Origin of the sequence: Arsenicicoccus sp. oral taxon 190, from assembly GCF_001189535.1 — a bacterium.
Classification (GTDB): Bacteria; Actinomycetota; Actinomycetes; order Actinomycetales; family Dermatophilaceae; genus Arsenicicoccus.
The window spans coordinates 642,874-658,434 of record NZ_CP012070.1; the positions used below are offsets into that span (position 1 = coordinate 642,874).

At 72.5% G+C, this 15,561-nt stretch carries 11 protein-coding genes and 2 tRNA genes; 6 read left to right on the forward strand and 7 right to left on the reverse strand.

Annotation, left to right across the window (positions count from 1 at the left end):
- Nucleotides 1–126: 126 nt before the first annotated feature.
- Nucleotides 127–675 (reverse strand): DUF5709 domain-containing protein, encoded by a 549-nt coding sequence (locus tag ADJ73_RS02995; RefSeq protein WP_050347040.1) that lies wholly within the window; start codon nt 673–675, stop codon nt 127–129.
- A 125-nt stretch (nt 676–800) separates the two neighbouring features.
- Between ADJ73_RS02995 and ADJ73_RS03000 the strand changes: the two genes are divergently transcribed.
- Complete coding sequence (locus tag ADJ73_RS03000; protein WP_050347041.1) at nt 801–2,627, forward strand: condensation domain-containing protein; 1,827 nt, start codon at nt 801–803, stop codon at nt 2,625–2,627.
- 134 nt (nt 2,628–2,761) lie between these two features.
- Here the strand turns inward: ADJ73_RS03000 and ADJ73_RS03005 are convergent.
- Nucleotides 2,762–2,834 (reverse strand) — tRNA-Arg (locus ADJ73_RS03005).
- A 557-nt stretch (nt 2,835–3,391) separates the two neighbouring features.
- Nucleotides 3,392–4,177: a WecB/TagA/CpsF family glycosyltransferase gene (locus ADJ73_RS03010; protein ID WP_082176697.1), complete on the reverse strand. Its 786-nt coding sequence runs from the start codon at nt 4,175–4,177 to the stop codon at nt 3,392–3,394.
- A gap of 152 nt (nt 4,178–4,329) precedes the next feature.
- Between ADJ73_RS03010 and ADJ73_RS03015 the strand changes: the two genes are divergently transcribed.
- The gene (locus tag ADJ73_RS03015; RefSeq protein WP_050347043.1) at nt 4,330–6,126 is read left to right on the forward strand and encodes a phosphoenolpyruvate carboxykinase (GTP); all 1,797 of its coding nucleotides are present in this window, start codon (nt 4,330–4,332) and stop codon (nt 6,124–6,126) included.
- A 273-nt stretch (nt 6,127–6,399) separates the two neighbouring features.
- Here the strand turns inward: ADJ73_RS03015 and ADJ73_RS03020 are convergent, their stop codons facing one another.
- Complete coding sequence (locus tag ADJ73_RS03020; protein WP_156188089.1) at nt 6,400–6,864, reverse strand: hypothetical protein; 465 nt, start codon at nt 6,862–6,864, stop codon at nt 6,400–6,402.
- A gap of 283 nt (nt 6,865–7,147) precedes the next feature.
- Between ADJ73_RS03020 and ADJ73_RS03025 the strand changes: the two genes are divergently transcribed.
- The 4 genes from ADJ73_RS03025 to ADJ73_RS03040 all read left to right on the forward strand — a co-directional run bounded on the left by ADJ73_RS03025 (nt 7,148) and on the right by ADJ73_RS03040 (nt 12,116).
- Nucleotides 7,148–7,885 (forward strand): response regulator transcription factor, encoded by a 738-nt coding sequence (locus ADJ73_RS03025; protein ID WP_050347045.1) that lies wholly within the window; start codon nt 7,148–7,150, stop codon nt 7,883–7,885.
- 31 nt (nt 7,886–7,916) lie between these two features.
- Complete coding sequence (locus ADJ73_RS03030) at nt 7,917–9,389, forward strand: sensor histidine kinase (RefSeq protein WP_050347046.1); 1,473 nt, start codon at nt 7,917–7,919, stop codon at nt 9,387–9,389.
- A 28-nt stretch (nt 9,390–9,417) separates the two neighbouring features.
- A complete protein-coding gene (locus ADJ73_RS03035) occupies nt 9,418–9,894 on the forward strand; it encodes a cupin domain-containing protein (protein WP_050347047.1) in 477 nt (158 codons plus the stop codon).
- Between the two features lie 101 nt (nt 9,895–9,995).
- Nucleotides 9,996–12,116, forward strand: a complete 2,121-nt coding sequence (locus ADJ73_RS03040; RefSeq protein WP_082176698.1) for an ArnT family glycosyltransferase — start codon at nt 9,996–9,998, stop codon at nt 12,114–12,116.
- Between the two features lie 64 nt (nt 12,117–12,180).
- Here the strand turns inward: ADJ73_RS03040 and ADJ73_RS03045 are convergent, their stop codons facing one another.
- From ADJ73_RS03045 to ADJ73_RS03055, 3 genes are all read right to left on the reverse strand, one after another.
- The gene (locus ADJ73_RS03045; protein WP_050349219.1) at nt 12,181–13,404 is read right to left on the reverse strand and encodes an acyl-CoA dehydrogenase family protein; all 1,224 of its coding nucleotides are present in this window, start codon (nt 13,402–13,404) and stop codon (nt 12,181–12,183) included.
- Nucleotides 13,405–13,594: 190 nt separating this feature from the next.
- Nucleotides 13,595–13,682, reverse strand: a tRNA-Ser gene (locus ADJ73_RS03050).
- Nucleotides 13,683–13,735: 53 nt separating this feature from the next.
- Entirely contained in the window at nt 13,736–15,421 is a 1,686-nt protein-coding gene (locus tag ADJ73_RS03055) for an LCP family protein (RefSeq protein ID WP_050347048.1), read from the reverse strand.
- Nucleotides 15,422–15,561 lie beyond the last annotated feature (140 nt).

Sequence of the window (15,561 nt, forward strand, 5' to 3'; positions counted from 1 at the left end):
TGTCGGCTGTCGAGCACCCCCGCCGCCTCGGGTGGGAGGCGCTGTCGGATCAGCTCGACCGTCGCAACGGTCCGCCCAGGCTACGCGCCGGTAGCCGTGCCCGTCATCGAGACCTCGCTCACAGCCTCAGCCGAGACGGGGGTACTCCCGGTCGGCCTCGTCGCCGTCGCCGTCGCCGTCGATGATGTGCACCGCGGCCTCCTCGGCCGACGCGGCTCCGCCGCTGAACCCCTCGTCCACGGCCACGAGGTCCTTCTCCTCGTCCTCGTGCGCCCCCTCGTCGGGCGCCATGAGCCGCCCGGCCCGCCGGTCGCCGACCTCCGGGTCGCCGAGGAAGTCGTCCTCGACCGCGATGGCGTCGGAGTCGTCGCCGCCGACCCGGTCCTCACCAGGTCGGACGTGCGCCCGCGGGTCATGCTCGTCGGTCGGGTCGTCCGGGAGCTCCTCCTGCAGGCGCATGTCGATGGTCTCGCCGTCGTGCTGCTCCTGGGCGGTGATGCCATAGCTCTCCACCTCCCGGGGACGCTCGGGCGGGGAGTAGCCCTCGTCGAGCAGGTCGTCGACGCCACGGTCGGTGAGCTGATCCTCCGCGGACAGCTGGTCCTCGTCGTCGACGCTAAAGCTGCTTTGGTCGTCGGTGGTGTCTCCGGGCTCGAGGTCGAACTGGTCGCTCATGACGCCCACCTTGCCAGACCGGTCGCTGCTTTCACCGCCTGCCGTCCCACCATCGCGCCTAGACTCGTCACGCTCCCCTGACGCATGCGGACCAAGGAGTCACGCTGAGCCAGCCCGCCCCGGGCGTGCCCCGCACGACCGACCACCCGCCCCCCTCCCGGCTGCCGCTGCTGCCGCCGCAGCGGGGGATGCTGTCCGGGCACCTCGTCGACCCCACCTGCAGCGCGTGGCACGTCGCCCTGGTGTCGGAGCTGGCGGGCCCGGTCGACGTCGACGCGCTGGCGGACGCGGTCCGCCGGACCACCGACGAGATGGACGCGCTGCGGGTGCGCTTCGACACGACCACGGAGCCCCCGACGCAGCACGTGGCCCCCACCAGCGCGGGCGCCGTCGAGATCCGCCACCTGACCGGCACCGCCGACCGGACCCCGGACGAGGTGGCCGCGCGGGCCCTCGCCCTGGTCCGCGACGTCAGCGAAAGCCCCTGGGACCTCACGACCGACTCCCCCGTCCTCAGCCACACCCTCGTCGTGGCGCCGGGGCGGGTGTGGTGGCTGCAGCGCGGCCTGCACGCCGCGGTCGACGGCTTCGGCGGGTGGATCGTGCGGCACCGCGTCATCGAGCACTACCTCCACACGGTCAACGGGACGCCCCTGGACGACGCCCCCTTCCCGACCCTGGCCGACCTCGTGGCCGCCACGGGGACCGTCGGATCCCCTGAGGGCCAGGCGTTCTGGCGCGACTACCTGCACGGCGCACCGGAGCGCCTGTCCCCCGCCGACGCCAACCGTCCCGTCGCGGACCACCCTCACCGGCACGACGTCGTCATACCGGTCGAGGTGCGCGACGACCTCGCGCTCGTGCTCGGCAACCGGGTGTGGACCTACCCGCTGATCGCCGCGGCCGGCGCCTTCGTCGCCCGGGTCAGCGAGCAGCACGAGTCCGTCATCGGCACGCCGGTGACGGGCCGCGCGTCCGCGCTGGCCAGGCGGGTCCCGGTGCAGATGATGACCGTCGTCCCGCTCCGCATCCGCGTGGACGCGGACGACCGGCTGGTGGACGTCACCCGCCGCGCGGTCGACGACGCCCGCGCGACCCGGCCCCACCAGGGCGTCCAGGCGGAGGAGATCTTCGAGGCGGTCCCGTCGGCCTGGCGCGCGGGCCGGTTCCACGGCCCGGTCGTCAACGTCATGCCGTATGACGCCGACCCCGTCATCCCCGGCGTCAGTCTCGCGACGGACGCGCTGCAGCGGGGCCCGATCTACGACCTGCTGCTCACGGTCCGCCCGCTCGACGACGGCTCCCTCGCCGTCGAGGTGCAGTCCCACCGCGAGCTCTACACGGCGGACGAGACCCGCTGTTGGGCCGAGAGGTTCGCGGCATACATGGCGCGGGTGTCGCGCCCGGGCGTGGTGGTCGCGGAGCAGGACACCAGGCATGCCGCCGAGATCGAGACGGCGGCGCGGCTGGCGACGCCGCGGGTGCCCGCGCGGTCGGCCGACCTGCCTCCATGGGGTGCCGTCGTCGACGTGGACGGGCTCGCCGTGCCCGGGCTGGACGGCGGGACGCCGAGGGGCTACGTCGTCCTCGACCGGCTCGGCCACCCCGTCGGCTGGCACCAGGTCGGCGAGCTCGTCGCCGTCACCGAGGCCGGTCGGCACCCGACCGGGTGGCTCGTCTCCCAGGACCCCGACGGCACCCTGGTCAGCCGCGGCGCCCTGGACGAGCGCCGGGAGGTCCACGGCCGGTATGTCGAGGCCGGCGCCGTCGCCGCCACCATGGCCGCCGTGCCCGGGGTGCAGGACGCCACGGCGGCCTGGGAGGGTCGCCGACTCGTCGCCCGGATCACGGTCGCCCCGGGGGCCGACGAGGACCTGGTCGGCGAGCAGGTCCACCGCGCCGCCCCGGCAGGATGCCGGCTCCGCACCACCTTCACGCCCGGCCCCGGCTAGCGGTGGCGGTTCCCTCGTCTCCCGCAACATGACTGACAAGATGACTGACTCAGCACTGACGCGCCTGCACACGACAAAAGGCCCTGGCTCGCGTTTCCGCTGACCAGGGCCTTTTCTTCTGTCTCAACACAGAGCGCACCCGAAGGGATTCGAACCCCTAACCTTCTGATCCGTAGTCAGATGCTCTATCCGTTGAGCTACGGGTGCAGTCGCCGCTCCCCGAGGGGGTCGCAACGAGGAGCAACTTTACCGCAGGGTGCCCGCCAGATGAAATCGGGTCGGCACGCTGGTCGAAGCCACCCGATCGCGTTGGGCTGCGGTCTCGCCGGCGGCGGTGGTCGAGTGCGCCCGCAGGGGGCGGCGTCCAAGGCCGCGGCCTGATCGGGTGGGTTCGACCATCGAGGACGGCGGTGAAAGCCACCCGACGGCGCCCGGCTGCGGTCTCGCCGCCGGCGGCGGTCGTGGAGCGACTCCCATGGAGTCCGCCGGTCGGGGCGCTGCCCTCATCGGGTGGGTTCGACCGTCGAAGACGGCGGTGAAAGCCACCCGATCGCGTTGGGCTGCGGTCTCGCCGGCGGCGGCGGTGGTGGAGCGACTCCGATGGAGTCCGCCGGTCGGGGCGCTGGCCTGATCGGGTGGGTTCAACCATCGAGGACGGCGGTGAAAACCACCCACTGGCGCCCGCCTGCGCTTTCGCCGTCGGCGGCAGTCCCAGCGCCCCTGGTCCAGACGCAGCCCAGTACCGGTTGAGTACCGGCGCAGCTTCAGTACCGCAGCAGCCGCTCGGTCCGGGTCAGCAGCCGCACCAGCGACGGCGGCCCCTGCAGCAGGTAACGACGGGCGAGGCGCTTGGGCTCGCGCGACAGTCGGTAGGCCCACTCGAGGTGGTTGTCCTGCCAGAACTGCGGCGCCCGCTCGACGGTGCCGGCGATGAAGTCCGCCGCCGCACCGAAGGCCAGCAGCGCACGGGCCCCGGACGCGACGCCGTGCTCGCGGATCCAGTCCTCCTGGCGCGGCTTGCCGAGGGCCACGGCCACGACGTCCGCGCCCGACTCGCGCACCACCTCGGCCCACCTCGCGGCACGCGCTGGGTCGGCGAGGTCCGAGCGCTCCGGCGCCCACATGCCCGCGATCCGCAGCTCGGGCAGGCGCCGCTCCAGCTCACCCCGCAGCCGCGCGTGCAGCTCCGGCATACCGCCGAAGAACCCGACCGACGCGCCCTCCTCGGCGGCCGCCCGCAGCATCGGCTCGAGCAGGTCCGCGCCCGTGAGGCGCTCGTGGTCCACCCCCGTGACGCGCTTGGCGGTCAGCACGAAGGGTGCACCGTCCATCAGCGTCAGCCAGCGCAGCCCGCCCGACGCGGAGCGGTCGTGCGACCCGGTGGGGAACCAGTGGAGGTGGTCGAGGTTGGCCGACTCGATCGCCACCGGCTCACCCTCGCCGCGCAGTGCCGCGCGGTAGATCTCCATCGTCTCCTGCTCGGTCGCGAGGTCGACCACGACCCCGCCCATCCGTAGCTGCTGCACCGGGCCGTCCTCACGTCTCGTCATACGGGTCTCGACTCAACTATGTCAGGCAAGGTCTGCCTCAGTGTGAGGTTGCCCGCACATCGCCGCCGCGCTGTGGCCGGGGTCCGGGCCAGCGGTTACGGTGACAGCACAGATCTTGCCAACGTCGGCAATGAAGGGATGGCCGGTACCACATGTCCACCACGCACAAGAAGCTCGCGGCCTGGGTCGAGGAGATCGCCGCTCTGACGACGCCGGACCAGATCCACTGGATCACCGGCACGGACGAGGAGGCCGCGCAGCTCAACCAGGCGCTGGTCGACTCCGGGACCTTCATCAAGCTCGCCGAGGACAAGAAGCCCAACAGCTACTACGCCGCCTCCGACCCCAACGACGTGGCCCGCGTGGAGGACCGCACCTACATCTGCTCCAAGGAAGAGAAGGACGCGGGCTTCACCAACAACTGGATGGCCCCGGACGAGATGAAGGGCATCATGCGCGACCTCTACCAGGGGTGCATGAAGGGCCGCACGATGTACGTCATCCCCTTCGTGATGGGCCACCTCGAGGCCGACCAGCCGATGTACGGCGTCGAGATCACCGACTCCGCCTACGTTGTCGCCTCGATGCGCGTCATGGCCCGCGTCGGCTCGGACGTGCTCAAGCAGATGGAGGAGACGCAGGCCGACTTCGTCGAGTGCCTGCACTCCGTCGGCGCACCGCTGGCCGAGGGCGAGCAGGACGTCCCGTGGCCCTGCAACGACACCAAGTACATCGTCCACTTCCCCGAGGAGCGCGCGATCTGGTCCTTCGGGTCCGGCTACGGCGGCAACGCCCTGCTCGGCAAGAAGTGCTACGCCCTGCGCATCGCGTCGGCCATCGCCCACGACGAGGGCTGGATGGCCGAGCACATGCTGATCCTCAAGCTCACCAACCCCGAGGGCAAGACCCACTACATCGCCGCCGCCTTCCCCAGCGCCTGCGGCAAGACCAACCTCGCCATGCTCGCCCCCACCATCCCCGGCTGGAAGGCCGAGATGGTCGGCGACGACATCGCCTGGATGCGCTTCGGCGAGGACGGCCGGCTGTATGCCGTCAACCCCGAGTTCGGTCTGTTCGGCGTGGCCCCCGGCACGGGCTGGAGCACCAACAAGTCCGCGATGGAGACGATCGAGGCCGGCAACTCGGTCTTCACCAACGTGGCGCGCACCAAGGACGGCGACGTCTGGTGGGAGGGCATGACGGACGACAAGCCCGCCGAGCTCATCGACTGGAAGGGCAACGAGTGGACGCCGGAGTCCGGCACCAAGGCCGCCCACCCCAACGCCCGCTTCTGCACCCCCATCAACCAGTGCCCGATGGTCGCCCCGGAGTACGACTCCCCCAACGGCGTGCCGATCTCCGCGATCCTCTTCGGCGGGCGCCGCGCCACGACCATCCCGCTGGTCGCCCAGTCCCGCGACTGGACGCACGGCACCTACATGGGCGCCACGCTCTCCTCGGAGACGACCGCCGCCGCGACCGGCGCCGTGGGCGTCGTGCGCCGCGACCCGATGGCCATGCTGCCGTTCATCGGCTACAACGCCGGTGACTACGTCCAGCACTGGCTCACCATCGGCCAGAAGGGCGACGCCGACAAGCTGCCCAAGATCTTTCAGGTCAACTGGTTCCGCAAGGACGACGACGGCAAGTTCGTGTGGCCGGGCTTCGGCGAGAACTCCCGCGTCCTCGCCTGGGTGGTCGACCGCCTCGAGGGCAAGGCCGAGGGCGTCGAGTCGCCGATCGGTCTGCTGCCCAAGCCCGAGGAGATCAACACCGACGGCCTCGAGCTCACCGACGAGCAGCTCGCCACTGCCCTCGCCTTCGACAAGGCCGGCTGGGAGAAGGAGCTGCCGATGGTCGAGGAGTGGTTCGGCAAGTTCGGGGACGAGCTGCCCGCCGAGCTCCGCGCCGAGCTGGACGGGCTCAAGGAGCGGGTCGCCCAGGCCTGACCGGGCCCTCCCCACTCCCCTCCCACGATCGTGGACGTTTTGTGCCGTATGGCGACACAAGACGTCCACGATCTGTGTTGGGGGCGGCACGCACACCGCCGTCGATCGGCGACGGGCACCGCGTCCGTCAGGCCCCGCGGGTAGCCCGCCGCGCCGCCGCCCGGCGCTGAGCCTCGAGCGGCGGCACCGAGGCACCACCGCACACCGGGATCGCGGAGAGGTCCCGCCCCGGCGTCCGCCGTCGCACGGCATGGTGCGGTCGCAGCAGCCAGGTCATGACGCGACCCCCGTCCCACCCGCGGCAGCGCCCCCGGCCGAGCCCGAGGCCGAGCCCGGGGTCGAGTCGACCGAACCAGACCCACCCGAGCCGGAACCACCCGAGCCGGAGCCGCCGGCCTGACCGGGGGACCCGCCGGGCAGCTGGCCCGGCATACCGGGCGCCTGACCCTGCTGACCGGCTCCCTGCTGACCGGGGAGCTGGCCCTGCTGACCGGGGAGCTGGCCGCCCCAGCCCCCGCGGCCGGGGTGACCGCGACCCGGCCCCCGCTCGCCGCCCTGGGTGTGGCTGTTGACGACGGGAGCCGCGACCGCGACCGCTCCGCCGCCAACGGTGGCGAGCCCGACCGCCACGGCAGCGGCGGCTGCGGTCCTGCGACCCGACCATCGCGGGGGCCGGGCGGCAGCATCGGGAGGGGAGGACGGTGCCGGGTTGGTGGCGTCGTACTTGAGGGGATCCATGGCTGACTCCTTGTCGCAGGTGACGGGCGGGCCGTCGATCGGCATGCCATGGACCTTCGACCTGGCGCCTGTGGGGTCGCTGTGGTGCGGCCCTCGCCGCGCTAGGAGTGGCCGGCGCCCGGCTCCGCACCGACACCCCCGGCACCGCACCGACACCACCCGACACCGCACCGACACCACCCGACACCGCCCGCCCCCACCCCGACCACGGCATAGTGGTGTCACAGGAAGCGCGTAGGATTCCCCAGCGCCGGCCACAGGGAGGCCCCGGACCATGAGACCCATGAGCACGCACCCCACCGCCGCCCCCGCGCTGCACCGCTTCGACGGCTCCCCCGTCCGGGTCCTCGTCGTGGACGACGAGAACAACATCGCCGAGCTGCTGTCCATGGCCCTGCGCTACGAGGGCTGGGAGGTCCGCACCGCCGCCACCGGGCTGGAGGCGGTCCGCACGGCCCGCGAGTTCAAGCCCGACGCGGTGGCCCTCGACATGATGCTCCCGGACTTCGACGGCCTGGAGGTGCTGCGCAAGATGCGCCAGGAGGACCCGGACATCCCGGTGCTCTTCCTGACCGCCAAGGACGCCGTCGAGGACCGCGTCGCGGGGCTGACCGCCGGGGGCGACGACTACGTCACCAAGCCGTTCTCGCTCGAGGAGGTCGTCGCGCGGCTGCGGTCGCTGATGCGGCGCACCGTGCTGACCGAGACCGCCCCCGAGTCCCACCTCGTCGTCGGGGACCTGGTGATGGACGAGGACGCCCACGAGGTGCGCCGCGGAGGCGACGAGATCCGGCTGACGGCAACGGAGTTCGAGCTGCTGAGGTTCCTGATGCGCAACCCGCGGCGGGTCCTGTCCAAGGCGCAGATCCTGGACCGGGTGTGGAACTACGACTTCGGCGGTCAGGCCAACGTCGTGGAGCTCTACATCTCCTACCTGCGCAAGAAGATCGACGCCGGCCGCGAGCCGATGATCCACACCATGCGCGGCGTCGGCTACGTGCTCAAGCCCGCCGGCGCCTGACCCGGCCCCCTCGGCATACGGAAGGGAGCCCATGCGCCCCCAGGACTGGTCGCTGACCACCAAGCTCGTCACGTCGGTGGTCGCGCTCTTCCTCGCCGTGACCGTGGCGATCGGCGGTGCCACCGTCCTCGTCATGGAGCAACGCCTCACCCAGCAGGTCGACGCCCAGCTCGCCGACCAGCGGCAGATGATCGGCCGGGACCCGCGCGACGACGGCGGGGGCGTCGTGCGCCAGTGCACCAACCGGCCGCCCGGGACCGGCGAGGGGATGCTGCGCGCCTGCCTGCAGGACGGGGACCTGCTGACCGGGTACGTCATCAGCCGGGGCAGCTATGCCCAGCTCACCGGCCAGCAGACCGCCGCCGTCGAGAGCTCCGGCGCCTCTGAGCGTCCCAAGACCGTCAGCCTCGGCGACGGGCTGGGCGACTACCGCCTGGTGGCGTCCTACCGGGCCGGAACCACGATCGTCACCGGCGTCCCCCTCACCGGGGTGCGCCACGCCGTCGGGGAGCTGCTGCGCACCATCACGCTCGCCTCCCTCACCGGGCTGCTGCTCGTGGGGCTGCTGGGCACGTGGCTGGTCCGCCGCAACCTGCGGCCGCTGCGCCGGGTCGCCGACACCGCGACCGAGGTGTCCCGGATGGAGCTGGCCTCCGGCGAGGTCGCCCTGGTCGAACGCGTCCCCGCCGACCTCGCCAACCAGCGCACCGAGGTCGGTCAGGTCGGGCACGCCCTCAACACGCTCCTCGACAACGTCGGCGACGCCCTCACGGCCCGGCACCAGTCGGAGACCCGGGTGCGCCAGTTCGTGGCCGACGCGTCGCACGAGCTGCGCACCCCTTTGTCGTCGATCAGGGGGTATGCCGAGCTCTCCCGCCGCGAGCGCGAACCCGTCCCGGCCGGGGTGCGCCACGCCCTGGACCGGATCGAGTCGGAGGCGCTACGGATGGGCACCCTGGTCGAGGACCTGCTGCTGCTCGCCCGCCTCGACGCCGGTCGCCCGCTCGAGCACGAACCCGTCGACCTGTCGATGCTCGTCCTCGAGTGCGTCAGCGACGCCCAGGTCGCGGCGCGGGACCACCGCTGGGAGATGGACCTGCCCGAGGTGGCGATCGAGACGACCGGGGACCGCGACCGGCTGCACCAGGTGGTGGTCAACCTGCTCGCCAACGCCCACAAGTACACCCCCGCGGGCACCGTCGTGCGCACCTCCCTGGCCGTCGACGGGTCTCACGCCGTGCTGCAGGTCCACGACGACGGACCAGGCATCGCGCCGGAGCTGCAGCCCAACCTCTTCCAGCGGTTCACGCGGGGCGACACTGCGCGCAACCGGGCCGCCGGCTCCACCGGGCTCGGGCTGTCCATCGTCGACGCGGTGGTCAAGGCGCACCACGGCGACGTGTCGGTCGCGTCGGTGCCGGGGTCGACGACCTTCACCGTGCGGCTGCCGCTGCGCGGGGGGCGCGTGGACCCGGCGACCGACCACGCGCGAGGATGGGCCTGACACACCCCAGCGAGGACAGGAGCGACTCATGCAGATCGTCGACAACGGCCCCCAGCCCAACGCCTTCGACATCGAGACCGCGACCAAGGACAACACCAACTACCGGACCACCGCCTGGACCGGCAAGTACCTCCAGGTCACCCTCATGTCGATCCCGGTCGGCGAGTCCATCGGTCTCGAGGCGCACCCCGAGACCGACCAGTTCCTGCGGGTCGACGCCGGCACCGGCCGGTGCGTGATGGGGCCCGCCGAGGACGACCTCAGCTTCCAGCAGGACGTCGAGGACGGTTGGTCCATCCAGGTCCCGGCCGGCATGTGGCACGACGTCATCAACACCGGCGACGAGCCGCTGCAGGTCTACGCGGTCTACGCGCCCAGCCACCACGCGCAGGGCATCGTGCAGGCCACGGCGGCCGACGCCGAGCGCGACGAGGAGTCCGGCAAGGACGAGCCGCCGACCTGGACCGTCCAGCCGGGCGACGGCGCGGAGGACAAGCACGCCTGACCCGGAGGTGCCCTGCCGTCGGCAGGGCACCTCTCGCGTGTCGTAGCAGCACCTCAGCAGGCGCATAGCCGCTCCACAACCGGGCAGCCGACCGTGGACGTATGACGACCTCGACCCCCCTGCGCAACCCCCTCACCGCCCTGCGGTCGAGGCGCGGCCAGCGCGAGACCCTTACCCCGGCAACCGGATCCGCCACGATCGGCGGCGGCGGGGCGGCATACGCCCCCAGCGCAAGCCCGACGCGAGCCGGGAGCAGGACCAGGACCACCAACCGCCCGGCCGCCCTGTGGCGCGGCCCCGAGAGCGACCCCAGCTGGGCGCGCCCGGCCCTGATCATCCTGCTCTGCGCGACCGCCGCGTTCTACCTGGTCAACCTCACCGCCTCCGGGTGGGCCAACGCCTTCTACTCCGCGGCGGCGCAGGCCGGCAGCGCGTCGTGGAAGGCCTTCTTCTACGGCTCGTCGGACGCCGCGAGCGCGATCACCGTCGACAAGCCGCCGGCCTCGCTGTGGCTCATGGCGCTGAGCGTGCGGGTCTTCGGGCTCAGCTCGTTCGCGATCCTGCTGCCCGAGGTGCTCCTGGGCGTCGCCACGGTGGGGGTGCTCTACGCGACGGTGAAGCGGCACGCGGGCCCCGTGGCCGGCCTCCTCGCGGGGACCACCCTGGCGCTGACACCGGTCGCGACGCTGATGTTCCGCTTCAACAACCCGGACGCGCTGCTGGTCCTGCTGATGACCCTCGGGGCGTGGGCGACCGTCAAGGCCCTCGACGAGCGACGGGCCCGCTGGCTCGTGGCGATGGGCGTGTTCCTCGGGTTCGGCTTCCTGACCAAGACGCTGCAGGTCTTCCTCGTCGTCCCGGCGTTCGCGCTGACCTACCTGCTCGCGGCCGACGTCACCCTGGGACGGCGGGTGCGGCACCTGCTGCTGGCGGGCGTGGCCTTCCTCGTCTCGGCGGGCTGGTGGGTCGCGATCGTGGAGCTGGTCCCCGCGTCGATGCGGCCCTACGTCGGCGGCTCGCAGGACGACTCCTTCCTGTCGCTCACGTTCGGCTACAACGGTTTCGGCCGACTCACGGGGGACGAGACCGGGTCCGTCGGCGGGGGCGGCGGCTGGGGCTCGACCGGCATCACGCGGCTCTTCGACAGCGAGATCGGCGGCCAGATCTCCTGGCTGCTGCCCTCCGCGCTGCTCCTGCTGGTCGCCGGGCTGGCGCTGCGCGGGCGCCGGCCCCGGACCGACCGGCTCCGCGCCTCCTTTGTCCTGTGGGGCGGGTGGCTGCTGGTCACCGGCCTGACCTTCTCCTTCATGGCGGGCATCTTCCACGCCTACTACACGGTGGCGCTCGCCCCGGCCATCGCCGCCCTCGTCGGCATCGGCGCCGTGGAGGCGTGGTCGCGTCACGACCGTCGAGGTATGGCGATCCTCGCCGCCGCCACCGCGATCGCCGCCGCGTGGTCCTTCGTGCTGCTGGCCCGCTCGGCGGACTTCCTGCCCTGGCTGCGCTGGGTCGTGGTCGTGACCGGTCTCGCCGCCACCCTGCTGCTGCTGGTGCTGGACCGGGTCCACCGGGCCGCGGTGCCGGTCATCGCCGGCGCCGCCCTGGTCTCGGTCCTCGCGGGGCCCGCGGCCTACTCGGCCCAGACCGTCTCGACCGGCCACACCGGGTCCATCGTCAGCGCCGGCCCCAGCACCGGGTCGGGGATGGGCGGCCCCGGTGGCATGCCCGGTGGCATGCCTGGCGGGGGACCCGGCGCGATGCCGGGCGCGACGACAGGCAGGACACCTGGCGCGACGACAGGCGGGACGCCTGGCACAACGACAGGCGGGACGCCTGGCACCGGCGCCGGCATGGGCGGGCTGCTCTCGGCCTCGACGCCGAGCACGGAGGTGGTGAGCGCGCTGTCGGCCGACGCGAGCAGCTACACCTGGGTGGCCGCCGCCGTGGGTTCGCAGAACGCCGCCGGCCTCCAGCTCGGCACGCAGCTGCCGGTCATGGCCCTCGGTGGCTTCAACGGCAGCGACCCCTCGCCGACGCTGGCGCAGTTCCAGGCCTACGTGGCGCAGGGCAGGATCCACTACCTGCTCGCCTCGCAGGGCATGGGCGGCGGCGGGTCGTCGACCTCGACGTCGAGCCAGATCCTGCAGTGGGCCGCGTCCCACTACCAGAGCGTCACGATCGGCGGGTCGACGTTCTACGACCTCACGCAGCCGGTGTCCTGACGACGGACGACGCGAGCGGCCCGACCCGGGGAGGTCCCCGGGCCGGGCCGCTCGCGCCCGCCGATCAGCTGGAGTAGCGCCGCAGCTCGTGCCGCGCCACCGCCATCATGTGGACCTCGTCGGGTCCGTCGGCGATGTGCATCTGCCGGGCGTAGGCGTTGAGCTCGGCCAGGGGCGTGTCCTGGGAGAGGCCCAGCGCGCCGTGCGCCTGGATGGCCCGGTCCACGACTCGTGAGGCCATGGCGGGGGCGACGACCTTGAGCGCGGAGATCGCGGCCGCGGAGTCCTGGTCGTCCTTGTGGTCCAGCGACCAGGCGGCGCGGTAGCCGAGCAGCCGCGCCTGGTCGATCTCGACGCGGGAGTGGGCGATCCATTGCTGCACCAGCCCCTGCTGGGCCAGCGGCCGGCCGAAGACCACCCGCTTGGGCACCCGCTGCGCCATCAGGTCGAAGGCGCGCTCGGCCACACCGATCAGCTTGAGGCAGTGCATGAGTCGCGTGGGTGCCATGCGCGCCTGCGCGAGCCCGAAGCCGCGGTGCAGGTCGCCGACGACGTTGCTCAGCGGCACCCGCACGTCGGTGAAGCTGATCTCCCCGTGCCCGCCCGTGCAGGCGTCGGGGAAGCCCAGCACCGTCATCGCCCGCTCCACCTGCACCCCGGGGGTGTCCATGGGGACGATGACCAGCGAGTGCTGCTGGTGCCGCTGGCCGCGCGGGTTGGACTTGCCCATCACGAGCAGGACCCGGCAGTCCGGGGACATGGCGCCGCTGGACCACCACTTGCGGCCGTTGATCACGACCTGCCCGGCGGCCTCGTCGACCTCGATGGAGGTCGCGATGTTGCCCGCGTCGGACGACGCGACGTCCGGCTCGGTCATGGCGAAGGACGACCGGAACTCCCCCGCCGCCAGCGGCTCGAGCCACTCGGCGCGCTGCGCGTCCGTCCCGAACCGCTGCAGCAGCTCCATGTTGCCGATGTCGGGGCTGTTGGCGTTGATCGCCTCCGGCGCGAGGTGGGGCGAGCGCCCGGACAGCTCCACGACGGGCGCGAAGTCGAGGTGGGACAGGCCTCCGCCATACGGCTCGGGCAGCCACAGGCCCCAGAGGCCGGCGCCGCGAGCCGCCTCGACGAGCCGCGACAGCACCTCGGGCCGCTGCCACCGCTGCTCGGGGGTCAGGGCCGCGACCTCGGCTCGCGCGATCGGCTCGGCCGGGTAGACCTCGGCCTCGAGGAACTCGGCCATGGCGGCCTGCCACTGCTCCTGCGTGCGAGAGAGAGAAAAGTCCACGCCATCACGGTAAGGCTTGCCTGTCCAGGCGATGTGCGCGGGGTCACCCTGTGCAGATCCCTGCCCGTATGCCGAGACGCCGCCCCTCGCCCGCACCGCCACCGGCCCGGCTGCGGCCGGCCCCACGAACGACGCCAGGCCGGACCCGATGAGGGTCCGGCCTGGGGTCAGGTGTCCGAGGACGACGGCGCGGAGGTGGCGGGATTTGAACCCGCGAGAGGTTATCAACCTCAACCCGCTTAGCAGGCGGGCGCACTAGGCCACTATGCGACACCTCCAGTGCAACCCGCACAGGCTACCCGTCGGGCGCTGGCAGGGGCAAAACGGCCGATCAGCCCTTCGACGTGTCGCTGCAGACATCGTCGCTGGCGGCCTTGGCCTGCAGCGTCGGGCTGGCCGACGAGCCGGGGACCGGCGCGGCCTTGAGCGGCTGGGCGGGCAGCGGCTGCGCGCCCTCGCGGTTGGGCACCAGGACCACGGCGGGGGCGCCGCGCCCCACCGACACCGTGACGGCCTGCCCGGCCTTGCCGTCGGCCTTGAGGGTGGCGCCCGGGAAGGCCAGGGCGACCTCCTGGGCGGCGGCCATCTGCGACGCCGAGTGGTGCACGACGACCCCGTCGGAGGGCGCGGCCGCGGACGCGACGCGGGTGACCCGGAAACCCTGGACCGTGAGCGCCCTGGACACCTGGGTGCCGAGGCCGTCGGTGCCGGCGGCGTTCTCGATCGCGACGGAGACCGCGCTTGGGGCCACGGTCGGGGTGACGGTCGGGGTGGCCGAGGCGCTCGCGGTGGCGGCCGGGGCGGTCGGCCACGGCTTGTCCTCCCGCAGCAGGGTCCACAGGTCCTGCGCGGCCGGGCTCAGCTGCAGCCGGTCCGGGTTGGGCTTGTAGGTCTCGGTCGGCGCCGTGATGAAGCGGACGTTGGCGGGCTTCAGCTCGCGCAGCTGGCCCGCGAGGCTCGACAGCGCGGACACGTTGGCGATCTGGGGGTCGGTGGTCAGCGACTTGGTGGCGGCGTCGAGGACGCCATACAGCTTGCCGGGGTTGAGCAGGACACCGGTGGAGGTGGCCTTGCGCACGACGGCCGCCGCGAAGTCCTGCTGCAGCCGCATCCGGCCGATGTCGCTCCCGTCGCCGACGCCGTGGCGGGTGCGCACGAAGGCCAGCGCCTCCTCGCCGTCGAGCTGGTGGCGCCCGGCGGGCAGGTCGAGGCCGCTGTACTGGTCCTTGACCGGCTTGGTGGTGCAGATCTCGACGGTGCCCATGGCGTCGACGATCTGCTTGAAGCCGGTGAAGTCCACCGTCATGACGTGGTCGATGTTGAGGCCGGTGTTGTGCATGACCGTCGCGATGACGCAGGTCACGCCGCCTTCCTCGATGTTGCTGTTGAACTGCTGCGCCTTCCACTCGCTGCTCGGGGCGTCGATGTTGCACCCGGGGGGCGTGGCCGTCGCCGACGCCCCGGCCGGGCTCGACGTGGTCGCGGTGGACGCGGCGCCGGAGCTGCCGCTGCGCTGACCGTTGCGGGGCGGGGCGGGCATCATCGTGTCGCGCGGGATCGACACCACGACGGCCGAGCGTCGGTCGGCGGCGAGGTGGACCAGCATCGTGGTGTCCGAGCGCTCCCCGGACCTGGCGTCGTCGGCGTTGCCGTAGCCGGCGTTGGCGCCGGCGCGGCTGTCGACGCCCATGAGCAGGATGTTCATCGCGGTGTGCCCGCTGGTCGGGTCGGTGGTGGCGTCCGACTTGGGGCGCAGCAGGTTGCTCTGGATGTCCAGGGCCTTGATGTTGCCGTTGAAGCGGAGCACGGCGTAGGCGCCCAGCCCCAGCACGGCGGCGAGGAGGACGACGAGCGAGATGACGATCGCCCGCAGCACGGGGCGGCGCCGGGCGGCCTTGCGAGCGCGCAGCTCGCGGCGGGTCAGATCCTGGTCCCCCTGCCCCGGCCGGGTCGCATGGTCCGCCCCGGGGTCACCCGGCGTCGCGGGAGTCCGCGAGGCGTCGTCATGATCAGCCACAGACCGACCTTTCATCAGGGCGTCAGGAGTAGTTCGGCACAGCGCTACCCGTCGAGTGTATCGACGGGGTGCTCCGTGATCTGCTCCCACGACGCCGCAGACCCCCGACAGGTTGCCTGTCGGGGGTCTGCGATCAGTCG

Excerpts from the sequence above, each read along its gene's own strand:
- ADJ73_RS02995 (WP_050347040.1), bottom strand. The coding sequence starts at position 675 with ATGAGCGACCAGTTCGACCTCGAGCCCGGAGACACCACCGACGACCAA.
- ADJ73_RS03010 (WP_082176697.1), bottom strand. The coding sequence starts at position 4,177 with ATGACGAGACGTGAGGACGGCCCGGTGCAGCAGCTACGGATGGGCGGG.
- ADJ73_RS03015 (WP_050347043.1), top strand. The coding sequence starts at position 4,330 with ATGTCCACCACGCACAAGAAGCTCGCGGCCTGGGTCGAGGAGATCGCC.
- ADJ73_RS03020 (WP_156188089.1), bottom strand. The coding sequence starts at position 6,864 with ATGGATCCCCTCAAGTACGACGCCACCAACCCGGCACCGTCCTCCCCT.
- ADJ73_RS03025 (WP_050347045.1), top strand. The coding sequence starts at position 7,148 with ATGAGCACGCACCCCACCGCCGCCCCCGCGCTGCACCGCTTCGACGGC.
- ADJ73_RS03030 (WP_050347046.1), top strand. The coding sequence starts at position 7,917 with ATGCGCCCCCAGGACTGGTCGCTGACCACCAAGCTCGTCACGTCGGTG.
- ADJ73_RS03035 (WP_050347047.1), top strand. The coding sequence starts at position 9,418 with ATGCAGATCGTCGACAACGGCCCCCAGCCCAACGCCTTCGACATCGAG.
- ADJ73_RS03040 (WP_082176698.1), top strand. The coding sequence starts at position 9,996 with ATGACGACCTCGACCCCCCTGCGCAACCCCCTCACCGCCCTGCGGTCG.